The organism is Kosmotoga sp. DU53 (genome assembly GCF_001639905.1).
In the GTDB taxonomy this organism is placed as follows: domain Bacteria; phylum Thermotogota; class Thermotogae; order Petrotogales; family Kosmotogaceae; genus Kosmotoga; species Kosmotoga olearia.
In genome coordinates, this window is record NZ_JGCK01000032.1 from 85018 (window position 1) to 107446 (window position 22429).

Annotated in this window: 17 protein-coding genes and 1 pseudogene; 11 read left to right on the top strand and 7 right to left on the bottom strand. The window is 41.9% G+C overall.

Annotation, left to right across the window (positions count from 1 at the left end; genetic code table 11):
* The first annotated feature begins 26 nt into the window (after positions 1-26).
* Positions 27-1241 carry an inorganic phosphate transporter gene (locus DU53_RS04510; protein WP_153020818.1) on the top strand — a complete coding sequence of 405 codons (1215 nt, stop codon included), beginning with the start codon at positions 27-29 and terminating at the stop codon, positions 1239-1241.
* On the opposite strand, the gene DU53_RS04515 is transcribed toward DU53_RS04510, so the two are convergent.
* From DU53_RS04515 to DU53_RS04545, 7 genes and pseudogenes are all read right to left on the bottom strand, one after another.
* Positions 1231-2283 carry a hypothetical protein gene (locus tag DU53_RS04515; RefSeq protein WP_015868260.1) on the bottom strand — a complete coding sequence of 351 codons (1053 nt, stop codon included), beginning with the start codon at positions 2281-2283 and terminating at the stop codon, positions 1231-1233. The two genes, DU53_RS04510 and DU53_RS04515, sit on opposite strands and share 11 nt — an antisense overlap.
* 11 nt (positions 2284-2294) lie before the next feature.
* Positions 2295-6587, bottom strand: a pseudogene (locus DU53_RS13325) (PolC-type DNA polymerase III).
* The gene (ruvC, locus tag DU53_RS04525) at positions 6584-7090 is read right to left on the bottom strand and encodes a crossover junction endodeoxyribonuclease RuvC (RefSeq protein ID WP_015868262.1); all 507 of its coding nucleotides are present in this window, start codon (positions 7088-7090) and stop codon (positions 6584-6586) included. Before ruvC ends, DU53_RS13325 begins: the two are co-directional and overlap by 4 nt.
* Positions 7091-7278: 188 nt before the next feature.
* Positions 7279-8028, bottom strand: a complete 750-nt coding sequence (gene rnc, locus DU53_RS04530; protein ID WP_015868263.1) for a ribonuclease III — start codon at positions 8026-8028, stop codon at positions 7279-7281.
* Complete coding sequence (locus DU53_RS04535) at positions 8025-9929, bottom strand: transketolase (RefSeq protein ID WP_015868264.1); 1905 nt, start codon at positions 9927-9929, stop codon at positions 8025-8027. The genes rnc and DU53_RS04535 overlap by 4 nt, the downstream gene beginning before the upstream one ends.
* Positions 9930-9950: 21 nt before the next feature.
* On the bottom strand, positions 9951-10844 hold the full coding sequence (locus DU53_RS04540) for a stage 0 sporulation family protein (RefSeq protein ID WP_015868265.1): 894 nt from the start codon (positions 10842-10844) through the stop codon (positions 9951-9953).
* 15 nt (positions 10845-10859) lie between these two features.
* Complete coding sequence (locus DU53_RS04545; protein ID WP_063727699.1) at positions 10860-11882, bottom strand: hypothetical protein; 1023 nt, start codon at positions 11880-11882, stop codon at positions 10860-10862.
* A 76-nt stretch (positions 11883-11958) separates the two neighbouring features.
* Here DU53_RS04545 and ndk point away from each other — a divergent pair, with 76 nt between their 5' ends.
* The 10 genes from ndk to rsxE all read left to right on the top strand — a co-directional run bounded on the left by ndk (position 11959) and on the right by rsxE (position 22417).
* Positions 11959-12402, top strand: coding sequence for a nucleoside-diphosphate kinase (gene ndk / locus DU53_RS04550; RefSeq protein WP_063727701.1), 444 nt, complete (start codon positions 11959-11961; stop codon positions 12400-12402).
* On the top strand, positions 12402-13583 hold the full coding sequence (locus DU53_RS04555) for a class I SAM-dependent rRNA methyltransferase (RefSeq protein WP_063727703.1): 1182 nt from the start codon (positions 12402-12404) through the stop codon (positions 13581-13583). Before ndk ends, DU53_RS04555 begins: the two co-directional genes overlap by 1 nt.
* 5 nt (positions 13584-13588) lie before the next feature.
* Entirely contained in the window at positions 13589-14398 is an 810-nt protein-coding gene (locus tag DU53_RS04560; RefSeq protein WP_015868269.1) for a zinc dependent phospholipase C family protein, read from the top strand.
* A 10-nt stretch (positions 14399-14408) separates the two neighbouring features.
* Positions 14409-15533 carry a glucose-1-phosphate adenylyltransferase subunit GlgD gene (glgD, locus tag DU53_RS04565; protein ID WP_015868270.1) on the top strand — a complete coding sequence of 375 codons (1125 nt, stop codon included), beginning with the start codon at positions 14409-14411 and terminating at the stop codon, positions 15531-15533.
* A gap of 10 nt (positions 15534-15543) precedes the next feature.
* Entirely contained in the window at positions 15544-16815 is a 1272-nt protein-coding gene (locus DU53_RS04570) for a glucose-1-phosphate adenylyltransferase (protein WP_015868271.1), read from the top strand.
* Positions 16816-17168: 353 nt separating this feature from the next.
* A complete protein-coding gene (locus DU53_RS04575) occupies positions 17169-18650 on the top strand; it encodes a bifunctional UDP-sugar hydrolase/5'-nucleotidase (RefSeq protein WP_015868273.1) in 1482 nt (493 codons plus the stop codon).
* A gap of 162 nt (positions 18651-18812) precedes the next feature.
* Positions 18813-20135, top strand: a complete 1323-nt coding sequence (rsxC, locus tag DU53_RS04580) for an electron transport complex subunit RsxC (protein WP_015868274.1) — start codon at positions 18813-18815, stop codon at positions 20133-20135.
* Positions 20132-21073 (top strand): RnfABCDGE type electron transport complex subunit D, encoded by a 942-nt coding sequence (locus DU53_RS04585; protein WP_063727704.1) that lies wholly within the window; start codon positions 20132-20134, stop codon positions 21071-21073. The genes rsxC and DU53_RS04585 overlap by 4 nt, the downstream gene beginning before the upstream one ends.
* A complete protein-coding gene (locus DU53_RS04590) occupies positions 21066-21794 on the top strand; it encodes an RnfABCDGE type electron transport complex subunit G (RefSeq protein WP_063727707.1) in 729 nt (242 codons plus the stop codon). The genes DU53_RS04585 and DU53_RS04590 overlap by 8 nt, the downstream gene beginning before the upstream one ends.
* A complete protein-coding gene (gene rsxE, locus DU53_RS04595) occupies positions 21794-22417 on the top strand; it encodes an electron transport complex subunit RsxE (RefSeq protein WP_063727708.1) in 624 nt (207 codons plus the stop codon). Before DU53_RS04590 ends, rsxE begins: the two co-directional genes overlap by 1 nt.
* The last annotated feature ends 12 nt before the right edge of the window (positions 22418-22429 follow it).

Sequence of the window (22429 nt, forward strand, 5' to 3'; positions counted from 1 at the left end):
AAATTTTTTCATCTGGAGGGATTTTCTTGCTTTTATATATCTCGCTAGCTTTAGGATTCGGTCTTGCTATGACCATCGGAGGAAACGATGTCGCTAACTCCATGGCAACCGCTGTTGGTGCTAAAGCAATTACCGTTAGACAGGCTGTGCTAATTGCGGCTGTTCTCGAATTCTCCGGTGCTTTCCTTTTTGGCACACACGTTACAAGTACCATCACCAAAGGAATACTGGAACCGGCCTTTATAGGTTCTCAAAATGCTCTTGTTTTTGGGGCTATTTCCGCTCTCATAGGAGCATTTGCCTGGCTCGTCCTGGCTACTCTTGGTGGCATGCCGGTATCGACAACCCACTCTATCATTGGCGGAATGGTTGGATTCGGTTTGATAGCTGGAGGACTGCAGGCTGTAAACTGGGTAAAAATGCTCATGATCGTAAGTAGCTGGATTATATCACCTCTTGTCGGTGGATTCATCGCATATGTGGTATTCAAATTAATTGCAGCCAGTATTCTCAAAAAAGAAGATTTGATGACTGCTACAAAGCGTTACGCACCCATTTTCATCAGTTTTGCCTTCTTTACAATTGCTTTCCTTTTCACCGTGAAAACACTTAAAAACCCTGTCAATATGTCATTATTCTGGGGATTATTGTTCTTTGTTATTTCTTTTGTTATCAGCAGTTTGCTAATACGAAGATTTCTCAAAAAGAAGCAAACAGGAGACTGTTACGAGGTTGTAGAATCTACATTCAGAAAAATGCAGATCCTGACATCTTGTTATGTGTCCTTCTCCCATGGAGCCAACGATGTTGCTAATGCGATTGGACCTCTCGCGGTGGTTTATTTCGCCCTGACAGCCGGGGGAATTGGAGAAACCGTGAACATCCCATCGTGGATGCTTGCCATCGGTGGCTTCGGTATAGCTCTGGGCGTAGGGCTTTGGGGGAGAAAGGTTATGGCAACTGTCGGAACGCAAATCACAACACTAAACAACACCCGTGGTTTCAGCATCGACTTCGCGGCAGCCACATCTGTTCTCATAGCTTCCGTCTTTGGAATGCCCGTTTCCACGACTCACGTCGTTGTCGGGGCTGTTACCGGAGTCGGAATGGCGAGGGGGTTCGAAGCCGTTAATAAAGGGGTGCTCAAGAATATCCTCTGGGCATGGCTTGTAACAGTACCGGTTACAGCAGGCATTTCTGGATTTGTCTTCTATCTTTTCAGCAAAGTTTTCATAATGTGATGGGTATGGAAACCATATATTCTTTTAGTCGATCTGATATGAGAAGCTCTTTACCGTGAATCGCTATAAAAAGTTTTTTTGAGCTACACCGTGAAACCGCCGAACGTAATCTGTGAGGATCAATTTTAGCAAAAAATTCCGGGAACTCACTTATTGCGAGAGTGGTTTCGTACTTAAAATTTCCGGTTTTTACCAGAAGTTTCAGTGTTTCAGCTTTTGAAATTAAAAGAACACTGAATCCCTTTTTCACGAGTCTTGCCATTTTCTTCAAACCTGTGAGAAGAAGATTTCTGTCTATCGGTGTCTCTTTGTAAGTATTTTTCTTCAAAGAAAATATCCTCTCCTCATATACCGGTGTTCTGTCATTACAGAAAGAAAACAGCAAAGGACCCGCCTTTAGTCCAACGTCATTGATACCGTCTCCGAAAACGATCTCCACATTCTTCAAAGTTTCCAGTGCTTTGAATAAATGTCTCACCGTTACGTAAGGTAAAGATACCTGGAAATTTCTTTTTGATTCGGTCTTCAAAAATGCAATAACGGTCATATTCGAACTCGTTGAAACCATAGCGGTTTCATTGCCACCACCGAAGATCGTTACCATCTCACCTTCAACGTTTATTGAGGAAGCGAAGTTTAATTTTCGCCTGAATTCGGATAATTCCATCTTGAACAATGCTTCAAACTTCCGTTCCATTCTAGGTCGCTCTTCTATCTTTGAGTTTTCTATGATCAATCTATCGCCATTGGCAGAAATCACAAGCTTTTTATCGCCAAGAGAAAATTGGATATTCTCCTCCTTCGACTTCCGTTCTTTCAAAACCCTTACCTGGTCAATAGGTAAGATGTATGTTCCTGAGAACGGAGATACCTCTTTATTTACAGCTAATTCAAGCTTTCCACAACCATCACTCACAAAGAACCTGAGCCCTTTGAAGTAATGCAATCTCACGAAGCGAAAGCCGGGTTCAACTGTCCCGGCAAATTTTTCACATAGCTCAAGTATTTTTTTGTATTCCCCGTTTTTCAGAACGAATTGCATTCATCTTCACCCTAAAAGAGTGTTATTTGCTCTTTTTCAGGAAGTCCTTTGAAGGCCCCATACTTTCTCAGTATTTCCACGTGCGTTTTGTTGATCGAAGTCCTTTTCAAAAGATCTTCCACTGAACTAAATGGCCTCTTCTCACGCTCTTTTATTATCGAAATGGCTACTTTATACCCAAGGTTTTTTAGCCTGTTAAAAGGTATTCTGAGGCGTTGCCTTCTATCAAAAAACGTCTCGCATCTGATTTCTCTAAATCAACAGGCAGAAAGGAATAACCTCTAAGGCGCATTTCCAGCATGATCTCAAGAAGCGTTTCTTTGGATCTTTCTTTGACATTCTTGTTTGCATTATTTTTGAGATTTGTAATTTCCTTTCTTATACCACTTACATCACCAAGAGCGAGATCTACATCGAATTCGTCACCCTTTATCGTAAAGTAAGTTGAATAAAAGGCCAGGGGATAATGAACCTTGAAATACGCCACCCTGTAACCCATACTAACATAAGCAACAGCGTGAGCCTTCGGGAAAAGATATTTGATCCTTCGGCAAGATTCAATAAACCATTCTGGTACTTCTGCTTCCTGCATCATTTCAACTTCCTCATCCGTTATGCCTTTCCCTTTTCTCACCTTTTCCATTATTTTGAATGCTTTTAACGGCTCTATTCCTTTTGAAATCAGATAATTCATAATGTCATCTCGACATGCAATGACATCTGACAGCGTTGCTTTTTTCGAAACTATCCAATCACGAGCGTTATTCAACCAAACATCTGTTCCATGGGAGAGCCCGGATATTCTCACAAGCTCACCAAAGGTTTTCGGACGGGTCTCCCGGAGCATTCCCCGAACAAACTGTGTACCAAACTCGGGTATCCCGAGAGTTCCCACATCTGTACCTAAGTCACGAGGATTTATTCCTAAAACCTTCGTCGAAGAGAATATAGACAAAGTATCTTTATCATCCATGGGAACAGTCGTTGGATCGACACCTGTTATATCTTTGAGCATCCTTATAAAAGTTGGATCATCGTGTCCCAGCGCATCTATCTTGACCAGATCATCGTGAATCACTTCGTAAGCGAAATGTGTTGTCATTGTTCGAGATTTCGTGTCGTTTGCTGGAAACTGTACAGGGGTGAACTCATGCACATCTCTGTCCTTCGGAACGATCATAAGACCGCCAGGATGCTGTCCTGTGGTTTTTCTGACTCCAACGATTCCAGAAGCAAGACGGTCTATCTCCGCCCTCCTCAACTGCTTTTTGGAACGTTCCATGTAGGCTTTTACAAACCCATAAGCGGTTCTTTCAGCAAGCGTGCTTATCGTGCCTGCTCTAAAAACGTGATCTTTACCAAAAAGTTTTTCAAGGTATGCGTGAGCTCTTTCCTGATATTCTCCCGAGAAGTTTAAATCTATATCTGGTACTTTGTCACCTTCAAACCCCAAAAAGGTTTCGAAAGGAATGTTCTGGCCGTTTTTTTGCATTAGCGCACCGCATTCGGGACAGCTTTTGTCTTTAAGGTCGTATCCGGATTCAACTGAACCGTCCAGAACGAATTCCGAATGTTTACATACAGGACATACATAGTGAGGTGGTAACGGGTTCACTTCGGTAATTCCCAGCATCGTCGCAACCAGAGAACTTCCAACAGAACCTCTGGAACCAACAACATATCCGTCTTCGTTGGACTTTCTAACGATCTTCTGAGCAATAAGGTAAAGGACAGCGTAACCATGACCTATGATAGCACGAAGCTCTTTTTCAAGACGCTTTTCAACGATTTCCGGGAGTGGATCTCCATAGATCTCATGGGCCGTTTTGTATGTTAGTTCCCGTACCTGTTCGTCCGCTCCTTCGATAATGGGTGGATGAAGTTTCCCTCTTATAGGTGCTATATTCTCAACCATTAAGGCTATTTTTCTGCTGTTCTTTACAACAACTTCGTAAGCGATCTCTTCGTCTTCAAAAATCTCCTTTGCAGCTTCAAGCATTTCTTCTGTGGTTCTAAGATAGAGAGAGGGTTGCTTGTCAAAATTCTGGTACTCTTGTGCAGCTTCAAGTACGGCACGGTAAATAGCATCCTCTGGTTCTAAGAAATGAACATCTCCGGTCATCACCACAGGAATGTTCAGTTTTTTGCCTATCCTGTAGAACTCGCGGTATCATATTTTTGAGATTCTCTCGTGTTATATGAGCTTCTGCTTCGTTGTAGTCCAGAACATCCAGCGGCATAATCTCTATAAAATCAAAAAATTTCGCGATCTCCTCAAGCTCCGCAGCATTTGCTCCGGAAAGATACGCCTTCGAAAGTTCTCCAGATATACAAGCTGAACCAATGATCAATCCCTCACGCTTTTCGAGAAGAATGCTCTTCGGTACTCGAGGCTTCTTATAGAAATATTTTGTGTGTGACAACGTAACAAGCTCATAGAGATTTCTCAAACCCGTTTTATTTTTTGCGAGTATGGTTACATGAAGCGGTCTCAAGCTCGAGATGTTTATGTGCTTTCTCAAATTTTCGAGCTCTGCTATCTTCTTTATTCCTCTCTTCTTCGCCATAGAGAGAAGCTTCTTGAAAACCTCAGCGGTTATTCTCGCATCCTCTGAAGCCCTGTGATGTTCAAAATCTCCGAGTTTTAGACGTTTAACAACATTGTCTAAAGAATAGCTTTTCGATTTGAGAAGGCTTTTGGATAAAGCCAGAGTATCTATATAAGGTAATTTCCAGTCTTCGTTGTACAGATGCTTGACCGCGTTTCTTACAAAGCGGTAATCGAAAGTTGCGTTGTGAGCAACCAGAACAGAATCTTTACAAAATTCGAGAAATTTCGGTAGTACTTCAGAAAGCGATGGGGCATCTTCCAATTCTCCATCACTGATCCCTGTTATTCTGGTAACTTTTTCAGAAAGATTTCTTTCTGGTTTTACAAAAGATGAGAATTCTCCTATTACTTCGGTTCCTTTCAGCTTAACAGCGCCTATTTCAATGATTTCATCTGCTGAAGGATCAAGCCCGGTGGTTTCAAGATCAAAAACCACATAAATGCTGTTCATCAACTCAAGGTTTTTATCTTCTATTTCCCTTACGATGGGTTCTGAATCATTTACCATGTAACCTTCCATTCCAAAGATAGGTTTTATCCCGCTTTTTTTCGCGGCAAAGTAGAAATTTGGAATGGACTGAACAACACCGTGATCCGTAAGGGCTACAGCATCGTGTCCCCAACTTTTAAGGGTTTTGAACAATTCGTTAACATCGACAATAGCATCGAGTGCACTCATTTTTGTATGGAGGTGAAGTTCGACGCGTTTCTCCTCGGCATTATCTTTCCGCTTCGGGAGTTCGATCTGGTTCAGGTCTCTTACCATTAAAACTTCTTCTTTTATCCTGTCATCATATTCAAGCTTTCCTCTTGCCAAAAGCTCGTCCCCGTTATTTATTCCATTCCATACCTCTCTGGCTTTTGCGCCGATCAACTTACAGATTATCGAATCTGTAAAATCCGTTACATTGAAGGTAAGAACAGACACCTTTCCATTCCATTTATCAAGACCAAAGACCTTTCCAGCAACAACCACATCTTTTTCTCTACCCATAACATCACAAATCTTCTGTGGTGCCTGTCTGATTCTTCTCCCGAGAATTACTGTACTCTCCTTTTTAGAGGGTTTCAAAACCTGTGCTGATTCGCCAGAAGTCGCTGAAGAAGGCGAAAGTATTAAAGGTGTTTCGGGCACAATATCTGGCTTAGCTTCATTCTGTATGGGTTCAAAAATTATTTCGAAAGGGATATTTTTCCCTGCAGTCTTCTTTATCGCCTGTCGTAAATCATCTTTTTTTGATCTTATACGCGCTTCTGCAAAACTATTTTTAACGTGTATGATTATTTTCTCACCATCAAATTTGATATCCGACTGTTCTAGATAAGAAGCCAGTCCATTCGTGTGTTTAATAAAAGCGTCGATGTCAAATTCAGCATCATCTACTCCGGAGGGCTCTTTGCCAGCCAAAGGAACTCCATCCGGATGATGTAAAGATTCACTGACGGGTCTGAACCCAAGAGAAACCCTTATGTTTAGTTGCGCAGAAGCTACTTTTACAAAACGCTCCAGAAGAAATCTTTTGATTTTTTCTGGAAGTTTGTCATCGAATACAAGAGTCATTTCTCTCTTTGAGAGGTCCACAACTGCATCCAGCACATAAAATGAATCACAGCTGTACTCCGGATAAAAACCAAGGATTCTTTCAACAATCCTGGAGATTGGTATATTCAATTCTTTGAAACGTAACTTCACCTATGAGCACCTCCGGGAAATCTTCGAAAGGAGATATGACACCATGCAACTGCCAGAGCATCCGCAGCATCATCAGGTTTTGGAGTTTCGTTCATTCCCAGAAACTTTTTCATAACCCGCTGGATCTGCCCCTTCTCAGAACGACCATATCCAGTAACTGATTGTTTAACCTGGTGCGGTGTGTATTCAAAAATGGGAATACTAAGCTGCTTCAAAACCAGCAAAACAACCCCTCTCGCTTCTCCAACCTGAATGGCAGTTGTAACGTTTCTGAAGAAGAAAAGCTCTTCGATAGCAGCTTCATCTGGTCGATACTCTTCCACAATTTCGTGGAGGCGATCGTATATCTTCAACAGTCTATTTGGGATCGGCTCACCCGGTTTTGTTTGAATAACACCGTAACCAACCAGCGAGACTTTTGAGCCAGAAACATCTATCAAACCGTATCCTAAAGTGCCAAAGCCAGGATCGATACCAAGGATTCGAGTACAACTCTTTGCCAAAACAACACCTCCAGCTTTACCATTTTACTTCCTGAAAATCTGCGAAAGAGATAGAACAATCTCTTCACGTGGGAAAGGAGGCTTTGACAGAATCAAACGCTCACCAGCAAAGGTTTGCAAAAGGGCAGTTCCTGTTCACATGGTTTCTTTTTCGATACAAAACCGGTATATTTCTCTGAAGCAAAAAACTACGTCAGTCTTTCACTATTTTTTGGCTCAATCCCCTGCTCTTCTAAATCTTTAAGAAGTTTTTCATAAGCCTTTCTCGCGGCGTCCTGTTCCGCAGCTTTCTTCGTTTTCCCGTAACCAACGGCAAGCGCTTTTCCATTAACCCGCACCTCTACGTGGAAGAGCTTGTTCTGAGGAGTGCCGATGTTTTCTATGTAAGAATATTCAGGTCGTACACCCAGATTACCCTGTGTTAATTCTTGAAGGGTCGTCTTGTAATCAAGCACAAGTTCTTTATTCAAAGCTTTTTCTATATAGATTCCTAATTTCTCTTTCACAAAATTCCTCGCTATCTCGAATCCTTCGCTCAAATAAAGGGCGCCAAGGATAGCCTCAAAAGCATCGGCCAGTATCGAGTCCCGTCCCCTTCCGCCAGTCTTTAGCTCTCCTTTGCCAAGAAGCAGGTACTCCCCTATGTTCATATTCCGAGCAACCTCTGCCAGAACTTTTTCGCTTGCTACGACCGCACGTGTTTTTGACATCACACCTTCATCTACGTCGTACTCTCTGTACAAGAGATCTGCAAGCGAAAGAGCCAGCACAGCATCCCCAAGGAATTCCAATCTTTCATTCGATTCAACATTCATTCCCTTACGTACAACTTCATTTGCATAAGAAGAATGACACAGAGCTTTGAAAATCCACTCTGTGTCAATATCCAAATCGTTTTTCTTGCAAAACTCTTGAACTTTCTTATAATACTCTTTCATCTCACCCATTTCCTGACTCTTTCAGCTATCGATTCCGCGTCAAGTCCGGCAATTTTATAAAGGTCTTTTTTACTTCCAGAAATGAAGTACCTATCGATTCCGATTTTTTCGAATTTCTCCGGCAGGAATCCCGCCAATGCAAAGTAGCTTTCAAGGAGCGTTCCAAGGCCACTGTTCACGTTATGATCTTCAAAAGAACAAACTTTACCCTTAAGATATTCCTTTACTTCCTCAAAATTTGCGTCAAGAGGACAGCTTACATTCAAAATGGTGATTTCTATTCCTTCAGCCTTAAGCTCATCAGCAGCTTTAACTGCTTCTGTTGTTACCTGTCCTGTAACGACAACCGTGGCATCTTTTCCTTCGCGAATGACATCAACCTTTCCATATTCAAATTTATAGTCATCACCAAAGAAAGGTTTGCCATTTGCGTCCGTTATTATATCCATTTTCGAGCGTCCCATGGCTATAATGAAATTTCCTTTGTTTACAGCCGCATATCTTACAGCTCTGTCTGTCTGGTTGGGATCTGCAGGAACGATTAGCTTGAAACCGTATAGATTCTTTATGGCACCTATATAGTCGAGACAGTGATGGGTCTTTCCATCTTCCCCAACATCTATACCCACGTGGGTTACACCAACCTTCAAGTCAGTTTTGTTTATATCGTTGAGTCTTTGTTGGTTATAGGTTTCATCAATTCCAAAGACCCCAAAATCTGCAAAGAATGTTTTCGCACCTGATATGGACATGGCGCCAGCAACCGTTACAGCGTTGTGTTCCTGCACACCGATCTGGACAAAATTCTCGGGCCATACTTTTTCGAAATCCTCAAGTTTCGTTGAAGGTTTGAGGTCGCAATCAACAACCGCTATGGGCGCCTTTCCTTTGTTAATCTTTGCAAGATCCGCTAAAGCCTTCCCGAAAGCGGAACGATTATCAAGTTTTTCAGAAGCGCCGTAAGTTATCGGTGTTCCGGGATCGATTTCAACGAACTCCGTCGGCGGTACAATTGGCTCGTGATAGGAAGGTAATTTCTTTCTCATCTCAAGGTACTTTTCAAGATCATTTTCTACTCCGAGTTCAGCGAGAGCCTTCTTACAAGCTTCCAGATCTAGTGGCTTTCCGTGATATCCAACGACATCTTCCATAAAGCTGACACCTTTACCCATAACTGTTTTCGCAATTATTACCACAGGTCCCTCCGAATAATTGGAAGCTTCGCACAGCGCATCGTTAAGAGCTTCGTAATCGTGGCCATCGACTTCGATGACTTTCCAGCCGTCAGCTTCATAATTAGCCTTTATATCGACAAACATAACATCATGAGCTCTTCCAGATATCTGTGCATCGTTATAATCGATAACTGCCACCAGATTGTTCAACCCGTACTTCACCGCTGTCCTTCTGGCTTCAGCAACCTGTCCTTTTGCCTGTTCAGCATCACCCATTGCAACGTAAACCTGGAAATTCTTGCCGCTTATCTTAGAAGCAAGGGCCATACCAACACCGGCAGAAAGCCCTTGCCCGAGATTACCGGTAGTCCATTCCACACCAGGTATGCCACGGGTTATGTGACCCTCATAAATACTGCCAGCATGTCTGAATCCTGCAATAACTTCGTCAATATTGAAAAAACCAAGTCTCCCAAGTGCCGCATAAACACCTGGAGAAGTATGGCCATGACTAATAACAACCCTGTCTCTGTTAGGGTCGAAAGGATTTTCAGGATCGATATTTGCATACGCATAAAGCATAAGGTAGATATCTATCGATGACATCGAACCACCAGGATGACCTGATTTAGCAACTGTGGTCATCTTTAAGATATCACCACGACAGATACGTCCAAGTTCTTTGAGTTCAGCTATTTTCTGTTCTGAAAGCTTTTTTTTCGCCATTCTGATACCTCCAATCCTCAACTATTTATCATCTTCTTCAAGCTCTATGTCTTCATCTTTCTCTCTAAGAAGTTCTTCTGGATCTGTGTCTGAAAGAAAAGAAACCTGGCTTTTTCTGAATTCATCGAAAGGAATTTTCAATAGCTGACCGTCATCCGCTACAAGCGTCAGCATCTTGAGAAAAATATTGACGGTGAGAACTTTGCAGGTTTTGTTCTGGTATTCCACCACGGTCCCTTCATCGGGTATATCTTTAAGTTCTTCTTCGTACAGATCCTGCTCGTAAGCAAGACAGCACAACAACCTGCCACATCGTCCTGAGATTTTTGCAGGGTTAATTAACAGTTGCTGTTTTTTCGCATGCTTTAACGTAATGCTTTCAAAATTTCTGAGAAATCTCACACAACATGCAACCATACCACACAGTCCGAGACTTCCCTGCATTTTAACCTCGTCACGGATACCAACCTGTCTTAACTCTATACGCGTTTTGAATGTCCTTGCGAGATCTTTGACCAGTTCCCGAAAGTCCACCCTGCTATCGGCTCCAAAATAAAATACGATTCTCGAACGGTCAAACATATATCTTGCTTCAAGTAACCTCATAGGCAAACCATGTTTCTTGATGAGCTCTTTACAAATCTCAAAGGCTTTCTCTGAATCTTCCTGGTTCTTTCTGTGAACCTCTTCGTCTTCTTCTGTCATCTTTCTCAAGATTGGCTTTATCTCTTCGCTTAACTGATCTATTCTCATTATAACAGGGCCATATCTAACCGTTCCAACATCAAGACCAAACTCGCCCATAGCGATCACACGGTCCCCTGGACGTAATTGCAAATCTTCTGCGGTGTATTTACTGAGTTTTCCAACAGCGTGGAATTCCACACCATAAACATGTCCATATATCTCAGGCATATTTTCCCTCCATTTCTAGCGTTTCACAAAAATTTCTCTTGCGCTGTAAAGAATTCTGTGTAATATGAGATCTCTATTCAACGAACCAATTTTCAATCTCGATAACCTTTGACACCACAGGAAAACTTCCTCAGATTCTGCCGTATTTTTAAGATCCAGGTCCATCAACCATTCGAGTAATTCCAAATTCTGTATGAGATTCCATCTTGAAGTTCTACTGATAATGAACGAGTCATGAATCAACGTTCCCAAAACCGCTGCAATCTCCTGAAGAGTATGGAAATAATTACCGTTGGTGTTCAAAGTTTTTTTCAATACCACAAATTTCTTAAAAAACTCGTGTTCCCCCTCAGAAACAATCCTACGAATAACCTCAAGATAAAACTTTCGTCGCATCAAATATTCTTCAGGCCGAGAATCCGTAAGTTTCTCAAATTTTGTCACCAGATCCTGAAAATTCAATTGCTCAAAGCTCTTCAATGCTTCTATCAATTGTGACACATCATTGTCGAGACAATGTTTCAGAACTTCGAAATCTTCAAAGCAACCCGCGTAAATGTACTTAACATCCTCCCTGTACTTTTTCTTCAGAGCATCTAACATTTCGTAAGGATAATCCATTTCAAAGAAAATACTCCGGCTCCTTATCGTTGGAAGAAGAGATTCCCACGAAGTCGTTGTCAGTATCAATGTCGCAAATTCCGGTGGTTCTTCAAGTGTTTTCAAAAAAGCATTGGAGGCCTCAGGAGTAAGCCTTTCAACTCTATGAATGACAACATATTTTTTCTTGCCATTTGCAGGTTTATGGAGCAAGAAACGTTCAACATCCAATATATCGTCAATTCCTATGTTTCCTGAAGATGGTTGTACTACCAGGAGATCCTCGGTTTCTCGTTGCGAATTCCATTTCGTATCACTCCGAACAAACTCAAAAGCTCTCTGCAACAAAAAACTTGGCGCTTTTCCAATGAACGCTACCGTTATACCTTTATCCAGATGTATAAGGTTCTCCAATGTTTTTAGAAAGGTCTCATTCATAACTCCCATAATTTAATTATAGCTGAAAGCTAGCAAATGTTATATGTATGATATATTTTTAAATGGGAGGGATTTTATGGAGAGAACATTTGTTTATTTGAAACCAAATACGATACAGAGGCAATTGATCGGGGAAGTGATATCCAGATTTGAAAGGAAAGGGCTGAAAATCGTAGCTTTAAAAATGCTGAAAATGACAATGGAGCAGGCGGAGAAACTCTACAAGGAACACAAAGGGAAGGATTTCTATGAGCCGCTTCTGAAGTTTGTTACCTCCGGTCCAATAGTTGCGATGATCCTTGAGGGACCCCGGGCTGTTGAGGTTGTTCGCCATGTTATAGGAAAAACGGATCCTCTTGAAGCTAACAGCGGGACGATCAGGGGAGAATTTGGAGTCACGATAAGAAAGAACATAGTCCATGCTTCCGACAGTCCCGAGCATGCCAAACACGAAATGTCGATTTTCTTCGATACCAGTGAAATCGTGGATTATAAGCTCTTACTAGAGGAACAATTCTGATGGTCATAGCTGTTTTAAAAAAAGGAAAGGAAAAGAAGCTCCTCAACGGTTACCCGTGGGTTTTTGAAGATGAAATCAGTGAAGTTCAGGGTGAGCTAATCCTTGGCTCCCCGGTGAATGTTTTTTCGAATGATTGGGCCTTCGTGGGAAAAGGCTTATACAATCCCTTTTCGAACAGAAAGATAATGTTTCTGACCACTGAAGATGTAGAGTTAGACGAAAATTTTTTCAGAGAAAGATTATATAAAGCTCTGGAATGGAGAACACGTTTTTTTGATAAGCCCTATTACAGGTTATTTCACGGTGAAGCCGACGGAATTCCCGGGTTCATTGCCGACAGGTATGGTGAAGTTATAGTTGTACAGTTCAGAAATTCCATTGTAGAACTATTGAAAAAACAGCTGGTAAATTCTATCGTAGAGCTTCTTCTTCCTGCTGCGGTTTATGAGAGAAGCGATTTTGAAATGGGCACCGGTGAAGTTTTACAAAAGAAGACGGGACTACTTTATGGCGAGATAAAAACCCCAATTGTAGAGGTCGAAGAGAATGGATTGAAGTATATCGTGAACTTTACAAACGGGCAAAAAACCGGGTTTTTCTTCGACCAAAGAGATTCGAGAAAAATGGCACGGAAAATTGTAAAAAGATTCGCTTTCAAGAGAGCTCTCGATCTCTTTTCGTTTACCGGTGGTTTTGGAATAAATATGGCCAAAGCGGGTGCTGAAGTTGTTTGCGTCGATAAATCCGGTGAAGATCTAGAAGTAGCTGAACTCAACGCAGCGTTGAATGATGTAAAAGAACGCATGAGTTTTGTTCAGATGGACGTCTTCAAATATCTGAAATCTTTGGAAAAGAAGGAACAATTTGATATAGTTGTTTTAGATCCTCCATCGTTGATAAAAAGAAGGAAGGAACTTCGTAGAGGAATAGAACTTTTAAAAGAATTAGTCTCTCTCTCCGTTCCGGTGGTTAAAAGCCACGGAGTAATTTGCCTTTGCAGTTGCGCTTATAATCTTGGGCTGGAACATCTTATTGAAGCATTAAGAAAGGTATCTTTGGAATTAGACGTTCAGTATAAAAATATTGGGATAACCTACCAGTCTTTAGATCATCCCTGGGTTTTGCAAATCCCGGAATCGCTTTATTTAAAGTGTGTGTGGACAGTTGTTGAAAAGAGGTGATAGAGGTGCCAGCTATATGGACCCACCTCATTCACGGTGACAGGGTTTTAAGAGAACTGAATATCGGTTTTGAGGAGGATTCCCTTTTCCTGTTCCATCTGGGAACCCAGGGACCTAATGTTTTCTTTTACCACGAGAATGAAGAATACAAAACCGCCGGTCACAGACTGCATAATCACAAGTGCGGTAAGTTTCTCTCCTACCTTTCAGAAAATTTATTTGAAGATTTTAGTCCCTATGTATACGGCATAATCTGTCATCACACACTAGATAGATTGACTCATCCATACATAATCTCACGTGCTGGAAACAGCAGCAAACATACCGATCTTGAAGAGGTAATAGACATTCAAATGGTAAAACGTTTCTTAAAAATTTCCATCGATACATTGAATCCACTGGGAATATTGCCTAAAGAGGTCCCTGAAATCATCGATCAGCTTTATGCAACATTCCTTTATGATGTTTTCAGAATAGACGGCATAAGCTTTTCTGAAGCTTACGGTAGAATGAGAGAAATGCTAACGCGAAAAGACCGCTCAGCTTTAGCGAATATCTTCAGAGGATTCACAAAGATATTTACACCTGGAAGTTCCCAAAAACAGCTGTTACTGAACGAAGACGTGTTGAACCTCAACAAGCGTTCCTGGTATCATCCAACCACCGGCTGGGAAAGCCGGGCCACTTTCCTTGAGTTATTTGATAATGCCGTTGAAGAAGCTGCTAAGATAATTCTCCCTTCTCTGAAGACTCATCGACCACCACAAATCCCCGATTTTTCATTCATGACGAATCTTCCATGCGTAGATTATTGAGGTGATAATTGTGAAAGTCCTTGGATTGGTTATGGCAAATCACCGCGCAGAAACCCTCAGACCCTTAACAAAGAAGCGTACGAGTGCAGCTTTACCGGTTTTCGGAAAATACAGAGCCATCGACTTTACGTTGAGCAATATGGTTAATGCCGGTATATCAAAGATTGGAATAGTTACTCAATACAGTCCCCGGAGCCTTATGGATCATCTCGGCTCAGGAAAGGAATGGGATCTCGACAGAAAAAGAGGAGGTCTTTTTATACTCCAGCCTTACGATACAGCATCCAAAGAAACTCTTGGATATGTAGGAAGTGCTGATGCCCTTTTTCAGAACATGACCATATTGAAAAGAGGAAATGAAGACTACACTCTTATCAGTGATGGTGACAGTATATACAAGATCGATTTCAGCAAAATGTTCAGAGCACATATCGAAACTGGAGCTGATATAACAGTTTTAACCGCAAGATCTGAATTTGTAAAGCATCAAGCCGTTCACCAGAAAACCATTTCCGACGAAACGGGAAGAGTCGTTGAATGGAAAATGGAAGACGAAAACATTGAAAATGAAAAATTTTCCGTTCCTCTCGGCGTTTACTTCATGAACAAATTCCTTCTGAGAGAATTGCTTTATGCGAATGTTCCCGAAGGTAAGGTAGATTTCGTCAAGGATATCATCGCGTCCAATGTAGATTCACTCAGAGTAGTTGAGTATAGATTTGAAGGATACTGGAGAAACCTTAAATGTGGTTTGGATTGTTATTATAAAACCAATTTAGACATACTCTCTGAAGAAGTAAGGCAAGAACTTTTTTACCAGCACGGAAAGATCTACACCAAGCTAAAAGATTTGCCACCACCGAAGATAACCGGTACAGCACGGGTTTCAAATTCCATGATAAGCGATGGTTCCATTATATCCGGACGGATCCATAACTCCGTTCTCTTCAGAAACGTTAAGGTACTTGCGGGAGCTATTGTGAAAAATTCGGTAGTACTTGAAGGCTGTCTCATAGAAGAAGGTGCTTACGTTGAAAATGCGGTGTTAGATAAGAATACAGTGATACGGTCTGGAAGAAGATTTATTGGGTCTCCTGAGAAACCAGCTATTGCAGAAAAGTTCGCGGTTTTATGAGGTGATACGAATGGCAAACAGAACCGTTGCTCTCATTCTCGCCGGGGGACAAGGGACCAGATTGGGATTGTTCACAGAAGAAATGGCAAAACCCGCTGTTCCTTTCGGTGGGAAATACAGAATAATTGATTTTACTTTAAGTAACTGCGTAAATTCAGGTATATACAACGTTGGGGTTCTGACGCAGTATCGGCCTCATACACTCAGTAAACACATTGGGATTGGCAGACCATGGGATCTAGATAGAAAAGACGGTGGCGTTGTAATACTACCACCTTATAAGGGACGAGAGGATTCTGATTGGTATTCCGGAACAGCCAACGCGGTTTTTCAAAATATAGATTATGTTGACGACTTCGATCCAGAACTTGTCCTTATACTATCTGGTGATCATATCTATGCTATGGATTACAATGAACTCATAGATTTCCATTATTCGAAAGCTGCCGATGGTACGATCGCCTGTATGAGGGTTCCTATGTCCGAGGCTTCGAGATTTGGAATCGTTGTAACTGACTTCAATGAGAGAATCGTTGAATTCCAAGAAAAACCAAAAGAACCAAGATCAAATCTGGCATCCCTCGGTATCTACGTTTTTAAATGGAAATTCCTGAAAAAAATGCTTATAGAAGATGAAAAAGATCCCAACAGTTTCCATGATTTTGGTAAGAACATACTGCCAAGAATTGTTGAAGAAAATCAGGGTTCTCTGTTTGCTTTCCCTTTCGAAGGATACTGGCGAGATGTTGGAACCATAAGGTCTTTATGGGAAGCCAATCTGGAGTTGACACGTCCGCTTCCTCCTCTTAATCTCCATGATCCAACGTGGAGATTTTATACTCATACCGAGGAATATCCACCAGCTTTCGTTGCTAACGACGCAAATATTCGGAATTCATTGGTCAGTGAAGGAGCTGTTATTCACGGATATGTGGAGAACTCCGTTATTTTTCAGGGAGTTTATATTGCACCGAACGTTACAATAAAAAACTCCGTGATTATGACCAATACTATAATCGAAGAGAATTGTGTTATCGATAAGGGAATCATAGGTGAGAACAGCATCATACGAAACGGCACTCATCTCGGAGAAGGTGAAGAAAAAGAGAACAATATGTTCCCGGATATATACAACGCTGGGCTTGTTGTTGTCGGCTCCGATGTCGTTATTCCTTCTGGAAGGCGTGTTGGAAAGAACGTTGCTATATGGAATCACGTAAAAGAATCCGATATAGATGGTGACATCAACAGTGGCGAAACTGTCTTTCCAAAAAACAGATAGAAAAAATGGAATTTCTTTGATTTTCACCTCACTGTGTCTGGCACTCACAGTGATTTTAGTTGCTATGATATGGTTCCTCGACAGTTATACAAAAAAACAGGAAAAACTCGTTGAAGATACCTTTAAACTAAGTCTTGATATAAGGAGTATTTTCCATACATTCCCGAATAACGCAAATAAAACAACAGAAATCACCACAGAAACCATCTATCAAAACGATACAAAAATAGAGATTCTTTCTGTTAAAATAAATACACCTGAGCAAGGTGTCACATTCGAATTCATAGGCTCTATCGAACCCTTAGATACAGGGGAAGGAGAAAAAACAAAAAAGGAAGAAGGAGGTAGGGAAAATGAGAAAACTGCTTCTAGTATCGCTATTAGTACTCATTGCGGTATTTGTTCTTGCAGAAAAGATAACCATCCTGCACATCAACGACACACACGGGCATGCATGGACTTTTAGTGAATGGAAAAATCCCGATATAGGTGGTTTTGCTTTGATTGCAACCCTGGTTGATCAATTCAGGAAAGAGAATCCCAATACGTTGTTTTTGCACGCTGGCGATCTCAATACCGGTGTACCTGAATCCGACCTCATAGACGCCGCAGCGGATATCGTTGCATTGAACCTCATGGGACTGGATGCGATCGTCCTTGGAAACCATGAATTCGACAACCCACCGGAAGTTCTGGCAAAACAGATAAAATGGGCTCACTTCCCATTCTTGAGTGCAAACATTTATAAAGATGGAAAACCTGCTTTCACCCCTTACATAATTAAAGAAGTCGGTGGATTGAAAGTTGCGATCGTTGGTTTCACCACCGAGGAAACGGAAATCCTCGAAGCCCTTTATGCTCAAGGTTATGAATGGAAGAGTGTCATCGAAGTCGCCAAGGAATTGGTTCCTGAACTGAAAAAACAGGCAGACCTTGTTATTGCCCTAACACATCTTGGTACTGGCAAACCTATCGTAGGTGTTAACTCTATCGAACTCGCTGAACAAGTTGATGGCATAGATGTCATTGTTGACGGTCACAGTCATTCTCTTCTCACCGAACCAATGGTTGTAAATGAAACTCTCATCATTCAAGCTGGAGAATGGGGCAAATACCTCGGTAAGCTCGATCTCGAAGTAGAAAATGGCGGAATCGTTTTCGTCAGCTACGAATCCATCCCGATAAAGAAAGCCAATATAGAATCCAACAGAGCTGTTGATATCGTTCTTGATTATTTCAAGAAGCTTGGGGATGAAAAACTCGATACCGTTGTTGGTGAAACCAAGATTCTGCTTGAAGGAACAAGAGCAATAATCAGAAATCAGGATACAAATCTCGGTCACCTTGTAGCTGATGCCATGGTCTGGAAGACTGGTGCCGACCTCGCCATAACCAACGCAGGTGGAATCAGAGCCTCAATTCAGCCCGGACCGATAACATACCGCGATATTCTCAAGGTTCTTCCGTTTGGCAATACCCTTTACATCATAAAGATCACAGGGGAACAGTTGATGGAAGTACTCAAATACACCACAACGATTCCAGCTGGAAAAGGTGCCAGACCACAAGTAGCAAATCTTAGCTACAAAATTGAAAACGGCGAGGTCAAGGATGTTATGATCAAAGGAGAGCCAATAGATCTCAGTAAGACCTACACTCTCGTTACAAACAACTATATGGCTGCCGGTGGAGACGGTTACAAAATGCTCAAAGGACTCGAAGGTTATGACACCGGATTCGTCCTTGCCGATGTCGTCATGGAATATATCTCTGAAATCAGCCCGATTACCGAGTACGACGATGCTCCAAGGGTAATAAAAGTCGAAGCTGAATAAGCCAATTGAAAATGTCGCTGATTTGACATTTTAAAACCTCGAAAATTTGAGGAGTAGTTTATAAATATTTCCTGTATTATAATAGGGGCGTAAGCCCCTATTTTTCATTTCTTACCGGCGTTATCAATACATAAAATCTATTGGATAGAAAGGTGGTAGATGATGGGACTGTTGAGCTTCAAAGGTGGGGTTCATCCGCCTGAGAAAAAAACTCTTTCTGAAGATGTTCCACTATCCAGAGCCCCACTACCAGGAAAGGTTTTTGTTTTCCTCGCCAATCATGCAGGTGTACCCGCAAAACCAATTGTTCAACCCGGTGATGATGTCAAAACAGGACAGAAGATCGCTGAAGCTGCTGGTTTCATCTCGGCGAATTTACATTCCCCGGTTACAGGGAAGGTTGTGGAGATCTCCAAGATGTATCATCCTGTTCTCGGAAAACCTCAGGATGCAATTGTAATCGAAAAAACTAGCGACGATGACTGGGAACTCCTCGAACCAGCAAAATCGTACGAAGAATTCAGTCGAGATGAAATCATAGAAAGAATTAAAGAAGCCGGTATAGTTGGTCTTGGTGGAGCCACATTTCCAACCCACGTTAAATTAAATCCACCTAAGGATAAGAAAATCGACGTTCTTATAATTAATGGTGCTGAATGTGAGCCTTATCTTACTGTTGATTATCGTTTGATGCTGGAAATGTCAGAAAAGATTATTCGCGGGATTCGAGCATTAATGAAGGCACTTGGGGTTGAGAAAGCAATTATAGGTATAGAAGATAACAAACCAAAAGCTATAAGAAGAATGAAAGAAGCCGCAGGTGATGGAATTGAGGTTAGAGTTCTTAAAACTAAGTATCCCCAGGGTGCTGAAAAACAGCTTATTTATGCCCTTACGAAAAGAATTGTTCCGTCTGGTGGTCTTCCAATGGACGTTGGTGTTGTTGTACAAAATGTTGGAACTGCCTTTGCTGTTTATGAAGCTATCGAACTGGGAAAACCTCTCATCGAGAGGGCTGTTACTGTAACCGGTGAAGGAGTTAAAAAACCCATAAACATTGTAGCGAGAATCGGGACCCTTGCCAGCGAGCTCATTGAATTGGCTGGTGGTATGGAAGCAAACGTCGATAGAGTTGTCTTTGGTGGTCCAATGATGGGAATAGCCGTTCCCAAAATAGATATTCCTGTGATGAAAGGAACTTCAGGTATCACGGTAATGACAAAAGAGGTTGTAGGAGAAAGGGAAAGCTTCCCCTGTATCAGATGTGGAGGATGTGTTAAAGCCTGCCCCATGTATCTACAACCTTTTCAGCTTTATCTTTACACCAGTAACAGGCTTTACGACAGAGCCGTTGATGAAGGACTTATGGACTGTATGGAATGCGGAAGTTGTTCTTATGTTTGTCCAGCAAACATTGACCTTGTCAAGAGTTTTAAGCTGGCTAAAAAGGTTTACCGTGCGTTGAAAGGGGGAGCAAAAAAGTGAAGCTAAATGTTGCAGCAGCACCTCACCTACGATCAACCAATAGCGTACGGAAGATTATGATTGATGTTCTTATAGCGTTGTTGCCTGCCAGTGTGATGGCTGTAATACTGTTCGGTGCGAAAGCTTTGTTCCTGATAGTGTTCAGCGTTGTAACCGCAGAACTTTTGGACTTCTTTTTCATGAGAATTCTAAGAGGCAAAAAAGATTACAGACCGGACGGTAGTGCCGCGGTTACTGGCCTGCTTTTGGCTCTTAACCTTTCCCTGGCGGTGACATGGTGGCAGACTCTTGTTGGAATTATTGCAGCAATAGGGATTGCGAAAAATGTATTTGGCGGATTGGGAAAGAATATATGGAATCCAGCCCTGGTTGGACGTGTTTTCATGCTGATCTCTTTCCCGGTACAGATGACAACCTGGTACACACCCTTTGATTTGCAAACAACCGCCACACCAATGGCGTTGTTAAAAGATGGGAAGGAAACCATCTGGGGAATCAAAGACCTTTTCCTCGGAACGGTTCCAGGTTCTCTGGGTGAAGTGAGTGCATTATTGTTGATTCTTGGTTTTGTATGGCTGGTAATTCGTAAAAGAATAAAGCTTATGATACCGATCGCTTATGTGGGAAGCGTAGCCTTGATCTCGGCAATTTTCTACCTTGTGAACCCTGCATACGGGGATCCGTTGTACCACATCTTTGGTGGCGGATTAATGCTTGGAGCGCTTTTCATGGCAACCGATATGGTCACAAGTCCTATGACACCGAAAGGGCAATGGATTTTCGGATTGGGTTGTGGTGTGATCACCATGGTTATCCGATATTTTGGAGGTTATCCAGAGGGTGTTTCCTTCTCAATCCTGATAATGAATTCCTTTGTGCCACTGATAGATTCTGTAACGCGCCCGAAGAGATTTGGCGAGGTGAAAGCCAATGCGTGAGTATATCAAAACAGGACTAACACTCATGTTGATAACCCTCATAGCCGGTTTGGGATTGTCACTTGTATATACACTCGTTAAAGAACCAATAGAAAAAGCAGAAATAAGTGCCAAAATAAAAGCAATAGAAAAAGTCCTGACAGATTCGAATACTGGTGAGCTTCTCATCGAAAGGTCGGCTATTCCAGAAACTGCTCAAGAACTTTCAAAGTACGAATGGCTTCCCTCAGGCTTCACACCGAAAGAAGGTTTCTTATATATTTCATCCGATGGTAAAGGAAAAGTTCTGGCACCCGCTTATGTTTTCAGAGCAAAAGATGGCAGTAAGATATATATTCTCACCGGACAGGCCGTTGGTTACGGTGGAAATGTTATTACAATAGCAGCTTTTGTGGAAGATACTTCAGGTATCAGATTAAACGCTATCAAGGTTATTGAATACTCTCAAGAAACTCCCGGATTAGGAGCAAAAATAGCTGATGAAAACATACAGAAGCGTTTCTATCCGATTACAAAAGAAGGGCTTGAGAAACACCTGAAGGTTGATAAGGATTCCGGTAAAGGGGCTGTCAATGACGAAATGGAAATGGAAAGGCGCAGAAACACCGAAGGCATCATTCAAACAAGTGACGTGATGACCGGTGCGACAATAACCCCTAGAGCTGTTGTGACTTCAATCAATGCAATGTATGAGTTTCTCAAGAAGGCAGGTGTGAACTAATGGCCGAAAAACTGAATAAGATGAAGGTCCTCACCAACGGATTCATAGCTCAGAATCCAACATATGTACAGGTTTTGGGAATGTGTCCAACGCTTGCAACGACAACCAGCGCTGTGAATGGTTTGGGTATGGGATTGGCCACAACAGCTGTTCTCATCATGTCGAACATAGTTGTTTCTCTTTTAAGAAAAGTTATTCCAAATAAAATACGTATCCCGGCTTACATAGTCATCATCGCTTCCTTTGTTACAGTCGTAGATTTGCTAATGCATGGGTTTGTATATGACCTCTGGAAGACTCTTGGGTTGTTTATTCCACTTATCGTTGTTAACTGTATAATTCTCGGACGTGCGGAATCCTTCGCATCGAAAAACGGCGTTTTTCTTTCATTCCTGGACGGTCTGGGAATGGGTCTTGGATTTACCGGTTCACTTGTGCTGCTCGGAGCTGTGAGAGAGATTATCGGTAACGGTAGTGTGTTCAATGTTCATTTGACCGATATAAAGATGTTTGCAATGGTGCTCCCACCGGGGGCTTACATTGCTCTTGGTCTGTTAGCCGGATTGTTCAATTACATCGGTGCAAGAAGGAACAAAGCTTCGAAAGCCAAAGCCGGAAAGTGAGGTTGAGTGATT